The following is a 16078-nucleotide window of genomic DNA, read 5'->3' on the forward strand; positions in this document are numbered from 1 at the left end:
TACCCTACAACAAAACAGGCACCCTTGGGCACCTGCTTGTGTTTGGGGACGTATGATTTTTTACCTGATCTTGATCAGTTTTAACAGTTTACGCTGTGTACCCTGTGTCATTTCTGCAAAGTATATACCGCTCAGATACGCATGTCCTATCTGGATGGTACTGTTGGCACCGATGCCTGACCTCGCATCTACCACCCTGCCACTCTCATCCACCACACGCATGGTTACCGGCGTTGTATAACGGCTCGATAATTTCAGTGTGAAGTAAGTGGTACTCGGGTTGGGTAGTACCGTAATCTGTAAAGCTTCTTCACTCGTGGTTTCGCTCTTATCGCCTGTTACAGATTGGGTAACTGACTGGCTGTAATTCAATACAGGTACCGGTGATGATCCACAGCTGAAGCTGTTCCAGATCACATTCTTGCCGTTACCTTCTACTTCTTCGGCTATAAATAATCCCGTCATGTTTACATAACTATTGCCCTGGCCATAACAGCTTTCCTCATCATCATCCCTGTTATCATGGCCGTAACTATAGCCACCCGTTACTTTTAATTTACCATTCGGGATATAGATATTGGCCGTTACTTTGGTATCGCCTCCCTTCACGGTAAACTTCTCTTCGTCTGAACGCGTATCGCCCATATAGAAAGTTACTTTGTGGTTATCGGGGTTGATATATACCTGGCTGCCCACTGTTACACTACCACTTACCAGCACACGGGTATCGCCGCTGAAGCGGATATAACTGTAGCCATTACGCGGGCCTTTTACTACTTCCAGTTTGCCCATGTTTACGGTGGCAGAAGTAAAGACAACCTGTGCCCCCTGCTCTACGCGGATACTGCCAAACAGGTTACCCGTAACAATGGTGCGGGATCCTTTTTTCAGTACCAGGTTTTTGTAGTTACCGGTTACCGTACCAACACTGTTGGCTGCTACTTCTTTATTAGGCAGATAGTTTGTGTTGGTATTGTTCAGGTACATCGCAGGTAAACTGATACCCGTAGCTGCACTGTAGATCGGATTACTGATGGCGATATTCCAACCCTTTTTATGGATGCGGGCCGCTTTTACAAAAGAACCCGGTGATGATACGGAACTGTTACTTCGGAACTCCGCTTCGCCTCTTACAGAACGAACCCCTACACTTCCGCTGTTTACTTTATTGTTCTCGCCCAGTTTTACTTCTTTCTCTGCCAGGATCGTATAACTGCTAACGAGGTTTTGTTTCTGATAGGTATATGTGGCAGGTGCACTGGCGCAACCGTTTACCGTTACGGTAACCGAGTATATTCCATCTCCATCAGACTGGCCTAAAGTGATCTGCTGAGCAGTACTACCCGTACTCCACAGATAAGAGCTACCCGCTCCGGCTGTTAAGGTAACACTGTTGCAGAATGCATCTGCATTGCTCGCCGTGATCACCGTTGATGGTATCATATTGATGGTAACTGTGGTAGTTCGGTATACAGTATATACTGCATCGCTTATTGCCCATTTGATAGTTGAAACGCCCACATTAAACAATCCGCTGGCATTATTACCGGTACCGGTTCTGTTGGTGGCGCCGGTGATGGTATAACTGATAGAGAAAATGCCACAGTTATCTGTAGCCAACAATGCCGGAATGGTATAGGTATTGGTTCCATTGGCACAGAACGACTGATTGGCAGGCAAACTGGTGATCACCGGTAATTCATTATCGATGACGGTGATCAGTTGTTTGGCGGTGTCGTTTACATTACCGCTCAGGTCTGTTACTTTCCAGGTTACCACCGTTGTTCCAACGGGATAGAACGTAGAGGGGTGATCATTGGTTACACTTAATATGCCGCAATTATCAGTCACAACCGGTGTTCCGATATCGGTGATATGGGCACCACACTGACCAGGCTCGCTCACAACCCCATATTCAAACGGAGCCGTGATGGCAGGTTTCTCTGTATCCGGAACCACAGTTGGGCTAACCGTAACCGTTTGACTACAGCCATTGGCATCGGTGATGGTAAACTGATGTGTTCCGGCAGCTACCTGAAACAACCCAGTACCGGCATAAGGTGCTTTACCACCATTGGCACTGATGGTAACAGTAGATAACCCATTACATACAATAGGCGTAGCAACTGCCGATGCAGTTAGCAGTGCGGGCTGGGTAATACTTGTATTAAATGTATACGTACAACCATTGGCATCGGTTACCGTATATGTATAAGCAGCCGCATAAGTATTTCCATGATAGGTAACACCGCTTTGTGCCCCGATCACCAATGCACCTCCACCCTGGTTGGTAACGGTATAAGGTGCCGTACCACCCTGTATGGTGATGCTCTCGGTACTTAAACCACCGTTACACAGAATCGGTGTAGCGCTGTATTGAACCGTGATAGGATCCGGTTGGATAATATCTGCCTGGAAAGTATATGTGCAGCCCTTGCTATCTGTTACAGTATATGTATAATTGGCCGCATAGGTATTGGGGGTAGTACCTCCATAGGTTACTCCTTCTGCTGCACCCAGTACAAATGCACCACCACCCTGATTGGTCATAGTATAAGGAGCGGTACCACCAGTGATGGTTACATTCTGTGTACTCATACCGCCATTACACAAAATGGGCGTAAATGTAAAATTAGCCAACAATGGCGCAACAGGTCCGTTGGTCTGGAAACTAACAGCACCACTATTACCCGCTGCATCTGTTACCACAATGGTGTGCGATCCGGCTGCCAGCCCATTGACTGTGAATGGTGAAGCAGGTGCTGCAACAGGTGTTGCACCATCCACACTATACAAAACAGCGAGGACTCCTTCTTCATAAGTAATCGTGGCAGATCCGGTATTATTTCCAAAGCAGGATACAGGTGTGGTAGCGGTTAACTGTACATTACGCAGCGGACTTTGACAACTATTTCCTGTGGGTTGAAAACCAGTTTGCAGGGGATCAGCATCCATTCCACTAGTCAGATACGGTGCATAAACAATATTGGCAGAAGCCGTACCGAGAATATCGGGTTGTGCCCCAGGCGCCACGGCTGTTCCTCCATACGCAACCGGAATTTGTGCTGCATAACCCGGTTCAACCGAATTGCCGGTAGATACCACCGGTGCAAGTGTACCATACCAGTTACAGGTGAACTGTTTGAGGTTGGCACCTGGCGCGGGCAGAGATCCGCCCGACTGACGATCAACCACCTGGCCATACCAGTTACCGCTGATATTATTGTTGCTGAATACACTGTTGGCGGCAGACTGAACAGGGTTATTGGTTCCACCACTGGCATCGAGGAAAAGAATTCCTACCGTCCAGTTATCGGTGATGAAATTATTGGTAACATTTGTTTGGTTGGTGGTATTTCGGAACAGCAGGCCTGATCTGTTATCTGAAATAATATTATGATGGATGTTATTTCCGTTACTGTTATTAATATCAATAGCGGTGCGGTTGCCAAAGAAACGGCAGTTACGGATCTCCGCATTACCCACCGTTTGAATAGCGATACCGGCTGAGTTCAATGGATTGTTCCAGGTAGCCACGGTATTACCATCGCGGGTAATGGTCATACCCTCAATCACTACCTGATTGGCAGCGATCTGGAAAGTGGCAGAACCGCCACCAGCTACACCACTTACCGTAGTGATATCAATGCCTGCTCCCTGTAAAGTGATGGTTTTATTGATGTTCACATCTTCGTGATACATGCCTGCTTCTACTGTTACTACCTCATTCACAGCCGCTGCATTAACCGCTGTCTGGATCTTCATACCGGCACCTACTATGTATTTTCCGGTTGATACCTGTTTGATGGTAGATAATTCCGGATTATTGGCAGGTAGCGGAAGAACTGCCGCTACGGCCAGCGCATCTGCTTTGGTAGCATAATACAAAGTATATCCTACCAGGTTACTGTTCTTTACAAGATAATCCATGCCGGGTACCTGTATATTGGTATTGATAAAACCGGATTCATCCTGCACATATACCGGTCTTGTTTCACCGATACTGGAACTGCTTACATCAATCACTACATTGTTAGACCCTCTTCCCAAGCCGGAAGGATAGGGTTTGGAAACATATACCGCAATTCCACCCCAGGCATTGCCGCTGGTGGTAATATGATCCGCTGTTACATTCCATCCACCACTGATCTGGATCCCGTTACCACCCGTGCTGTTGGTAGCGGTGAGATAACGCAGGCTAACATTGGTTACACCATTCAGATCAAACGCCGTACGCTTGGCTCCATTAATCGTGATATGGTGCAGGTAAATATTCGTGAGTACGGGCGGAGGGTTGGGTCCACCGGAAGCTACATGTATCGGATATCCACTCGCAGCACTGGGCAAGAGGGTGAAATTACTCAGGGTCGTGTTTGATCTATTGGCATTGATGGCCCAGGCATTGGCCGGAACCGCCGTTGCATTGATCACCACGCCTGCTTCACTCTCGCCTTCAATAGTGAGGGAACGGTTCAGGTTCAAGGTGGCCGTTAAAGGGTATACACCGTTGGCCAGTTTGATAATATCTCCATCTACAGAAAGGCTCACCGCATTCTGCAAACTCGTAGGCGTAAGTAACGATAACCCGTTACCCGAACCGGCGGGAGAAGCATAGTAGGTTGTTTGCGCTGACCCAAGCAAAGTAAAAAGACTGAACAGGATGGTCAGCAGATTTCTTTTTTGTAGAAAATGTTGTGTAAAAATGTTTTTCATGGACATACTATTTAAGGGTAGTAACAGGAGGATTTACCGGATATAACAAAACAGCAACAACCCTATTGGGTGTTACTAAGTTTTTTTGATCTGATAGTAAAGGATACGTGCATACAGCACCCGAATACGGATGCCTTACCGCAGGATATATAAGATGGCAGCATCCGCAATCGTAGAATTGATTCAAGACAGCAGGGTTTGGTTTAACAAAGGATATAACCAGACAGGTTACCCCGTTTGGTTATATAATATTAATAATATTATGCATAAAACACCCCGTGTTTTTCACCGAATCATCCCGGTGTTTTCACCGTTTTTGTAGACATATCTTGTATGATACTACTCATTATCAATGAGTTACTTTTTGAACCCTTATATACAATAGAAAAGCCGCTCAGGAAGAGCGGCCTTTCTATTATCTGAAGTACCAGAAACGGGTTATTGGGCTTTGATCAGTTTTACGATTTTACGCTGTGTACCCTGTGTCATTTCTGCAAAGTATATACCGCTCAGATACGCATGTCCTACCTGGATGGTACTGTTGGCACCGATGCCTGACCTCGCATCTACCACCCTGCCACTCTCATCCACCACACGCATGGTTACCGGCGTTGTATAACGGCTCGATATTTTCAGTGTGAAGTAAGTGGTACTCGGGTTGGGTAATACCGTTACCTGTAACGCTTCTTCACTCGTGGTTTCGCTCTTATCGCCTGTTACAGATTGGGTAACTGACTGGCTGTAATTTAACACAGGTACCGGTGATGATCCACAGCTGAAGCTGTTCCAGATCACATTCTTGCCGTTACCTTCTACTTCTTCGGCTATAAATAATCCCGTCATGTTTACATAACTATTGCCCTGGCCATAACAGCTTTCCTCATCATCATCCCTGTTATCATGGCCGTAACTATAGCCACCCGTTACTTTTAATTTACCATTCGGGATATAGATATTGGCCGTTACTTTGGTATCGCCTCCCTTCACGGTAAACTTCTCTTCGTCTGAACGCGTATCGCCCATATAGAAAGTTACTTTGTGGTTATCGGGGTTGATATATACCTGGCTGCCCACTGTTACACTACCACTCACCAGCACACGGGTATCGCCGCTGAAGCGGATATAACTGTAGCCATTACGCGGGCCTTTTACTACTTCCAGTTTGCCCATGTTTACGGTGGCAGAAGTAAAGACAACCTGTGCCCCCTGCTCTACGCGGATACTGCCAAACAGGTTACCCGTAACAATGGTGCGGGATCCTTTTTTCAGTACCAGGTTTTTGTAGTTACCGGTTACCGTACTAACACTGTTGGCTGCTACTTCTTTATTAGGCAGATAGTTTGTGTTGGTATTGTTCAGGTACATCGCAGGTAAACTGATACCCGTAGCTGCACTGTAGATCGGATTACTGATGGCGATATTCCAACCCTTTTTATGGATGCGGGCCGCTTTTACAAATGAGCCCGGGGAAGATACGGAACTATTACTGCGGAACTCGGCTTCGCCCCTTACAGAACGAACACCTACACTACCGCTGTTTACTTTATTGTTCTCGCCCAGTTTTACTTCTTTCTCTGCCAGGATCGTATAACTGCTAACGAGGTTTTGTTTCTGATAGGTATATGTGGCCGGTGCACTGGTGCAACCGTTTACCGTTACGGTAACCGAGTATACTCCATCTCCATCAGACTGACCTAAAGTGATCTGCTGAGCAGTACTACCCGTACTCCACAGATAAGAGCTACCCGCTCCGGCTGTTAAGGTAACACTGTTGCAGAATGCATCTGCATTACTGGATGTGATCACTGTTGATGGTATGGTGTTAATGGTAACCGTAGTAGTGGCTTGGGTAGTATTACCAGCCGCATCTGTTACTGTCCATGTTATAGTAGATATACCTGCAGTAAACAAACCACTGGCATCATTGCCGGTACCGGTTCTGTTGGTGGCACCGGTAATACTGTAACTGATGGCAGACACCGCACAATTATCTGATGCCGCTAATAATGGAATGGCATATGTACCTGTTTCATTGATACAGAAAGCCTGGGCAGCCGGTAAAACTGAAATAACAGGTTGCTCATGATCTGTTACAGTAATAGTTAAATCTGCTGAACTTACATTACCAGAAACATCAGTAGCCGTAACGGTAACAGTAGTAACTCCTACCACAAACAAGGAACCGGGAGATTTGCTATAGCTGATATTGACGGGTCCGCAATTGTCCGTAGCATTCACCACAAAATTAACCACTGCACCACATACGCCGGCATCATTCTGCGTTGTAATAGGTGACGGTAAAATGATTACCGGCGATTCTGCATCTGTAACAGTTATTTTCTGAAGGGCTGTTTTTGACATACCATTTACATCCGTAACAGTCCAGATCACATTGGTAACACCCACCGGATAAAAACTACCGGGGTGATTATTGGTTACAGTTGCCACGCCGCAATTATCAGCGGTAACCGGAGTACTCAACGACAGGTTTGCACCGCAAACACCCTGTTCAGCCGCAGCCGTAACATTAGTAACAATAATAGAAGGCAATTCATTATCTACTACCGTAATAATCTGTTGGGCCGTATCGGTTGTATTTCCATGGATATCGGTAACGGTCCAGGTAACAATCGTTGCTCCAACAGGATAGTAGGTAGACGGGTGATTATTGGTCACACTCAATACACCACAATTATCGACTACAATCGGCGATCCGATGTTGGCTATATTAGCACCACACTGACCGGGCTCACTCACAACCCCGTATTCAAACGGAGCCGTGATAGTAGGTTTCTCTGTATCGGAAACCGTTACCGTAAAGTCTGCAGTACTGGTATTTCCGGATGCATCGGTAGCGGTTACCGTTACCGTAGTAATACCCACTGCAAACAAGGAACCCGGCGATTGGCTGTAGGTAATCGTAACCGGGCTGCAGTTATCGGTAGCAGTAGCTGTAAAGTTGACAATAGCACCGCATACACCAGCATCGTTGTTTTGTGTTACAGGAGCAGGTAATACGATCACCGGTGCTTCAGTATCTGTCACCGTAGCGGTAATGGTACCGGATGTAACGGAACAGGTAGTAGCCGCAATCGCTTTTACAGCATAGGCGCCTGTGGCAAAAGCCGTATAATTTCCGGTAGTGGTAGTAGCTACCAGGTTTCCGTTCTGATACCATTCATAAGCACTGATGGCACCATTGGTCAGATCGGCCGTAGCTGTTAAAGCAACCCCGTTGGCAGGACAACCTGTATCCGCACCTGCAGGCGCTATGGTTACAGAAGCCGGGCTATTGTTAATGGTGAGGTGCATGGTAACCGTTGAGATACAACCATCCGTACCGGTAAATACTTTAGTAGCAACGGTAGAAGTAGTGTACACGGTTCCGCCCCACTCATAACTGTCACAGGCACTCACGGTAAACTCGCTGGAAGAGGTACAGGTACGTGTATACCAGATCGGCGAAGTAACGATGCGGGAAGTACCATTGGTAATATCGATATAGTAATAACCGGTTGCATTGTTGGCCAGGTTATTATCTACAAAACTCAGGGAGCTGCCATACACAGAATCAATCACTACCGGGAATACACCACTACCGGGTTGTCCGTACATGACCCTGATCAGTGCGTTCGAAGTGTTGTTGGTTGGATCGGTAAGTGATACATTGATAGAAGGTGCGTTCCTGTCTTCAAAAATGGAACCCATGATCCTTGTATTGATCGTAAAATCTACTTTGGCATCCATGTCTTCCGTAGCATAGAAATGCATGTCCCGCACAGACCTGATGATCTCTGACTGTGTTAAGGAAGGTGCCAGCACCGCCGTTCTTGCCGCTGTATGGCGTCCGAATGTGGTGTTGTGGTTATCGTGATCAATCGTGGGCCCGAGGTGATACCCTTTGGACAATAACTTCTGGTAATACCAGAGATAATACATAGAAGCACCCGGATTTGAGTAAGTGGTGTTGGTAGATGTAGACGGACCGCTTTCAACCGCTGTACCCGATATGGCATCATCCGCAGACGGATCGTATGGAATATTAGCGAGGTTATCAAAATCACTGCTGTTCGGATGCGCCAGCGTAGCAAAAGCATTCTTAGCCGAAAAATCATTCACCACTTTAAACAATCCTTCAGAACCCAGGTAGGTACTTTTGGGAACATAAATATCGTAGTTAGGCCCTGTGGTTCCGTTCACATTCGATTCCCATCCGAATAATTCGGATAAACCATCACCATAGATCAGTACATGTCCTCCGCCCTTGATCACCCCCCACTCCATACCATATAAGGCAAGGAAATTAGGGTTGGCTGCATTGAATAAGGCAGCCTGTGCCACACCCGAGCGGTAGTTGGCCAGTTCATTACCCGGATTATCGAGCGAAGAGAAGTGGTTGTGTTCTGAGATGCCCAGAAAATCCATGCCCTGCGATTGCGAAGCATAGGCATAATCGTTAATGGGTGTATACGCAGCATTGTCTTTGTTTCCGTCAGAATACGAAGAGTGTGCATGCAGGTTACCAAAATAGTAATTGTATACAGGCGCATTGGTGGTAGTTGCATTACCACTTAAGGGTGCCGTTACGAGGTATTTGGTTCCGCCGGTGCAATTTTTATTGGTGGCGAATACAAAGAAATAATAAGTGGTTGAACTATTGAGATTGGTAGCAATGAAACTGGTTGATACCGTATTGGCTACTACCGTGCCACCTCCCAGGTTATCTCCTACAGCATAATCTGTATTATCAACAGGTACAGCAGTAAGAGATGGTGAACTACTTTTTACCACCAGGTAATGATAACCTGTTCCAGCCGGATTAAAAGTTCCGGTAACACTGCTGTTAGACGCATTAAAGGAAAGATTGGCAGGCTGCGCCGATGGTGTAACACAAACCGGTAATGGCTCTGTAGTGGCTGATCCACTCAAGGGCGAAGTTGTATTATAAACAGGTCCGTTAACACAAGCCTGTGAATTGATGCTGAATACAAAATAATAGTATTGGGTAGCTGGAGCAAGATTAGCGGCAGTAAAACCGGTGCCTGCACCACGCTGCACCACCACAGCATTACCGAGCACAGCACCGGCTGCATAACTGGTACCATTTACCGGCAGGTCTGTGAGCGAAACACTGCTGCTCTGCAACACCAGGTATTCATCAGCGGCAGTTGCCGTAAAGGAACCCTGAATAGAATTGATAGCCGCTGCTGTTACCAGAATTGTAGGTTGTGCAACAGGTGCTGCACAAGTTGGCAAACCGGCTACCGTAGTTACATCTGCTGTGAGCGGATCAGTGGTTAAATATTTAGGTCCGCCGGTACATACACTGTTCACCGGGAACACAAAGAAATAATAAGTTGTGGCACCTGTTAAACCGGTGGCGGTAAATGTGAGGTCACTGCCTTTGTCGATCACGGTTCCATCTCCGATATTATCTCCTGCAAAATAGGTCTGGCCATCGATGGGTAAAGAAGTAAGGGTCTGACTGGTACTCATTACCACGAGGTACTCATTTACAGGCTGTGTTGCGGCAGTAAAACTACCCTGTACACTGGTTTCGGCAACTGCACCAAATACCAATGAAGAAGGTGCTGCTGCAGGTGTTTCGCAAGGGGTAGCTGCTACGCCGGTAACGATCAGGTTATCGATGCTGATCTTGGGTCTGGAACCGCTGACCGTAGTGGCCGGCGGGGTAATCACACCACCTGTACCATTATAATAGTAGAAACGTAACCTGGCCGTAGGACTGTTATTGAACGAAGCGGGCAAAGCCACACTGTTCACGGTACCGGTACTCGGTATATTATTCGTGATATTGATCACATTGGCAGCCGGGATTTCCGTATAAGTAATGCCATCTGCGCTTCCATACACACGCAATGATCCGTTTCTGTTACCGGTTGAATTATTAACTGATGCCCAATCGAAACTGAGTGTTCCGGCATTCATACCGGTAAAATTCATATAGAATTCAAAGGCAACGGAAGAAGAATTATCCGTACCACCGGTAGCCAGCAGTTGAATATTACCAGTTCCCTTCTGTACGCCTCCGGAAGTACCCGAAGAAAAAGTAGCAGAAGAGGTAGTGATCCGCGTAGCAGATGGAATGGTACCTGTTGTATTAACAGCAACAGAAGAAAAATGCGTAGCCCCTATCCCACTGGTAAAATTGGCCGACCAGTTAGCGATGTCGGTAAAATTCTCTGTATAGCGCAACAAAGGCTGAGCAGACATGACCACCGGAACCACAAAAGAAGTGGAAAAACTATTCTGCGTTCCGTAAGAGGTACCGGCAGCATTGGTTGCAAAAGCTTTATAATAATAAGTAGTAGCACCTGTTAAACCCGCAATAGTGGCACTGAATGCGCCTGCACTCAGGTTGGTAGCCAATACCTGTGTGCCTGTACCGTTGGCAAAACCTGCCGTGGTACTGTATTCAAAACCAACAGCCGTTACGGTACCGCAACCGGTTACCGATAAAGTTCCATTCACAGCCGCTGAATTGCCGGCCACTATATTAGAGCCGGTACTAACGGTGGGTAATGTATTGATGCCCGAACCACTGGCTGCTACCGGCACGGGGGTGATTCCCCCACCACTGATACTGATATTGCCATCATACAACTGAACAGCCGTAGGAGTGAATTTTACGTAGATCGTTTTTGCCGTAAAAGCATCAGCAGTATACGAGAAACTTAGTGTACTGGTAAAAGGTCCGTTGGCATCAGTTGCGTAACTGAAACCGGGCAAAGCACTGATATTGATATCGCTGCCATCCAGACTGCTTCCTTCGATGGTAAAGGAGTTGATAATGGGAGTTGCCGTAATACAGTTACTGCCAAATGCAGCCAGTGAGGAATTCACCGTTAAGGCAGGTACGGCCGGAGCAGCGCGCTGGATAGTTACTGTATAACTTTTCAGTGTTACACCATCCTGTGCATGCACCCTTGCTTCAAGGGTGTTACTTCCTACGTTCAAAGGAAATAATAAAAGCGGACTGCCGAAAGCACCGCCATTCAGGCTTACATCCACCATGGAATTGGTAATAGCCGGGGCAAAAGAAAAATAAACAGAAGCCGTGTTACTATTCACAGAAGTACTGTAAGCTGTAGTACCGGCACTGAAAGCAGGTGTTAACGGAAAAGTAGTAGTATAGGTATCATTCACAATTGCCAGTTGCTTCAGATCTGCATTAGCAGAAGGTGCAACAGACACTGTAATATCATCGATCCGGAAATTAGCCGTATTGGCAGAAGCAGAACCGGTTCCGTTATATCCGTAGATGCGGATGGTAAGGCCTGTATTACCCACTACTGCCGACAAACCGCTATTCGCTTTTAACGACCAGCTACTGTTATTGAGAATCGTTCCGGTAGCCAGGTCCGTGGCGTAGTTATCTGCACTGGTTCGGATGCTGTATGCCTGCGGGGCAGTAGAAGTGCTTCTGCAACCAAAATTAATAGCCGTTACAGTAGCGGCATTGTAACCGCTACCGGCGGCTATTGATAAGGTAAATTCTACGTAAGCACTTCCGGAAGCTCCCGTATTCAATGCACCGGTTCTCGCAGCCATTCCTGCGTTAAACGTACCGGAAGCACCGGCATACGATGAAGAGGCAGAAGTAGAAGTGATAAACGTGGTGGTACCATTGTTGTTTCCCTGCACCAGGTCGGTAGTGCTAACCACCGTAGAAGTGGTAGACGGGGCGGCAGTGCCGGCAGTGAAATTCCAGGCAATGGTTTGTGCATTGGCGGCCATCACAAATAGCATGGCAACAGACAGACACACTGCTTTCGCAAGTAAGTGGCATTTACGCATAAGATATGTTTGAAATTGAAAAGTGGGTAGATACAGCAGCAACGTCGCATAAAACGAATGGCTTGCGGAAACAATAAGAACGGTTTACCGGAGGGGTAAGCAGCACAGTTTGGTTTTTTACAGGATGAACAGGTTTTCGGGGATATTGGACAACTATTCGAATAAATTCGAAGATAAAGGTATTGGTTGACCGGAAAATAGTATACGACTGGATAGTTATTCACAATCTGCAAGCCGGTATTAAAGCTTAAAAAAAGCTGAAAGAGATACAGGGCCATGCAAATAGGATCACGCTAAATGCACGCTGGGTAAGGGTTTTATCTTTACTGAGAAATGAGCAGTGGTTTACGGCCTGCCGGATGATGCTTATGCTTTCCTGTCAAGCATAACAAAAATTTAATCTCTGTTCACATTGCCTGGTAATAAAAAGAGCAGCCGGAAAAATTTCCGGCTGCTCTTTCAGTTGGTATTAGACAATCTTCTGTTTACTTACCCAATCCCAGATCTCTTCCTTTCAATACCGCAGGTACGCCTTCAGCAATCCATTTAGCGGGCTTCTCGCCTTTCAGCAGGTAATCAAAAAACTGCTGCTCGCGGATCTGGATATCTTTCCGGTTCTTCCTTTCTACCAGGTTATGGGCTTCCCCATTGTAGTTCAGCATCCATACTTTTTTGCCGAGCCTGCGCATACCGGCATACATTTCAATTCCCTGGTACCAGGGTACTGCATCATCAGCATCGTTATGCATGATCACCAGCGGTGTGGTTACTTTGGGTAAACTGAACAAAGCTGAGTTCTGCAGGTACAGGTTGGGCTTCTCCCATAAGGTAGCACCTATCCGGCTCTGTGTTTTTTCGTACTGAAACTGTCGCAGTAATCCACTACCCCACCGGATCCCGCCATACGCACTCGTCATATTGGCCACCGGCGCACCGGCCCAGGCGGCTGCATATAAATTGGTCTTGGTAATCAGGTAAACAATCTGGTAACCACCCCAGCTCTGCCCCTGTAAACCAATTTTGGTACTGTCTACATAGCCCTGCTTTACAACGGCCCTTGTTCCACTCAGGATATAATCATAAGCACCTTGCCCCGGATATCCTTTCTGGTACCAGATATCAGGCACCAGTACAATATATCCCCTGCTCACAAAAAACGGAATATTCAATCGCGAAGGGGTGGGCGCCGGTGCCTGGTAATTATAGAGTGTATTGCTGTTCCTTTCATAGAAATACACGATCATCGGGTACTTCTTTTTGGGATCAAAATTTTCCGGTTTATACAGTACCCCTTCTGCTTCCTTACCGGTATAGGCTTTCCACTTAAACAATTCTGCCGTTCCCCAGTTATAGTTGGCCTGCTGCGGATTGGTGTTACTTAACTGTTTGGCAGAAGCCCCGGCAGTTTGCACATACATATTGGTTGATTGTGTATAGGTTTCTTTACTATAGAATAACACATCTGCCTCTTTTGCTTTCTGTACAGAAAACCCAAGACTAACCGGTTCTTTAAAAACAACAGATAAAGCATTGTTTTTTCCGAGATCGAGATAACCCAATCCGGAAGATTTATCTTTTTCATCAAATAAACGCAGCAACAGTTTCTGATCGGCTTTCAAAAATTTCTCTTTCGGATCAGAGCTGATATAACGATAGGAAACTTTGTCTTTTCTGCCATTGGTCAGCAACACTGATTTTTCCACACCATCCACCGCTACTTTCCAGATATCATAGCGATCATAGAGCAGCACATATTTCTCATCCTCCATCCATTTAACCACACCATAAGGATTGGGATCATCCGGCACATCATTTTCTTCATCACTTAAAGATGTTTTGATGTCTTTGGCTACAGGATAGGTTTTACGGGTGAGGGAGTTATAGATAAAATAAGACGCATCACGCTCATCATAATACAACAGGTATTTACCTGAATAAGATGCCTGCAGCAGGTTTCCCTTAAACTCTTTCCTGATCATTTCTGCCGCACCCGTTTCCGGATTCACCCGGTAAATATCATTGTACACAAAACCCTGCCACTGGGAGGCCACTTTTTTACCATCATCGGAAGAGGCATAAAACACTTCCCCATCTCCTTCCTTCGTTTGCAGCAATCCACGGAATTTATCGTTAATCAGCTGCACCAGTTTTTTACCCTCCCTATCCACTCTGGCCGGATAACTCCTGCGCAGATCATTATCCAGGTTCTTTAACTGAACCGGTTGTACATAATCATCATTGTAATGCCATACATCCACACTCACTCTTTCAAAATCCGGCAGCGTGGTATCTTTCACGGGTAATATAGCCGCTGTACCCACAAACAGACGCTGCCCGCTTTTACTGAAACTGATAGAAGCATTCTCGCTAACCGTCCACTTAGCAGGCAATCCGGATGTATTTCTATCAGCCAGCAACACAGCACTATCCATGCCGTTTGTATGATAATAGAGTTTATAAAATTTCTGCAAAGACTTGCTGCTGCTGTCGCGCTCGGCTACAAAAGCAAATTGTTTGCCGTCCTCATCCATCCGGTAGCCTTTGGCATCATTGAATTTTTTGAAAACAACTGCGCTGTTTCCACTGGCCAGGTCGATCCGGGTAACCGCCGCCTGCGTTTGTGCATCCCCGGTTTTACGGGTAGTTTCTATCAACAGTGTGGTTCCTTTGGTATTAAAAAAGAACTCGCTTACCAGCGGAAATCTTTTTTCTTCACCGGTTACCAGGTTACGCAACACCAGTACCGTTCCTTCTTCAAAAGGTTCCTCCGGTGTTCTGGCTGTCCCGTTATTGGGTCGGTTTCCGCGTAATACAGACAGGCCATTCAGTTTTACTTCATTGGCTTTGTTTCGGATACTATCTGCCGCTCTGGCCAAACTATCTGCCATTTGCAGCATAGCACGTACCCTTGCAGATGAGTCCATGTCTGGTCTACGCGCAGGTTCCGGCAATGGTTTCTCTAACAGGTAAGCCAACCAGTTGCCGGAATCATCCGGCACTTTAAAACTTTTCACCCGCGGCACTTTGGTAATATTGTCTTTACCGAGTTCCACTATCGCCAGACTGTCTTTGGGCATTTCATCAGGCTTTTTCTTTTTGATCCGCGCATCGCGGGTATCTTTAAAAGCCGGTTTGATACGGCAGATCACGTAACGGTTATCCTCTGTGATCACGGCACCATACCCACGGGCTATCTCTTTTGTATAACTGCCATCAGATGATTTGATATACAATACCCCATCTCCTTCCTGGGGATTGACAGCATACGTCACATATTTACCATCGCTGGTAATAGCTCTTTCGGTGATACTCTGCCAGCCATCATACACAGAATGGTCCAATGGTTTTTTCTGGGCAAAACCGGCAACAGCCAGCAGGGAAAAGAAAAACAGGAGGTTCTTTTTCATAAAAGTGTTTTGGGAATTCCGAAGATAAAGAAACCAATCACAGCAGCCCGCTTTTACCCACTCAATTTTACCATCGGTGAAGAGCGGCTAAAAGCAGGTGAAGTACCGTAAGAACAGAACCTGATTTTCAATAATAAAAT

General features: G+C 46.4%; 3 protein-coding genes. All 3 read right to left on the reverse strand.

The features are described from left to right. Nucleotides 1-60: 60 nt before the first annotated feature. A complete protein-coding gene (locus tag AC1RNB_RS16165; RefSeq protein WP_493084502.1) occupies nucleotides 61-4713 on the reverse strand; it encodes a T9SS type A sorting domain-containing protein in 4653 nt (1550 codons plus the stop codon). A 438-nt stretch (nucleotides 4714-5151) separates the two neighbouring features. Then, nucleotides 5152-12531, reverse strand: coding sequence for an HYR domain-containing protein (locus AC1RNB_RS16170; RefSeq protein ID WP_493084504.1), 7380 nt, complete (start codon nucleotides 12529-12531; stop codon nucleotides 5152-5154). A gap of 485 nt (nucleotides 12532-13016) precedes the next feature. Beyond that, nucleotides 13017-15938: an alpha/beta hydrolase family protein gene (locus AC1RNB_RS16175; RefSeq protein ID WP_493084506.1), complete on the reverse strand. Its 2922-nt coding sequence runs from the start codon at nucleotides 15936-15938 to the stop codon at nucleotides 13017-13019. Between the last annotated feature and the right edge of the window lie 140 nt (nucleotides 15939-16078).

The organism is Sediminibacterium sp. GW821-FHT12F12 (assembly GCF_058806635.1).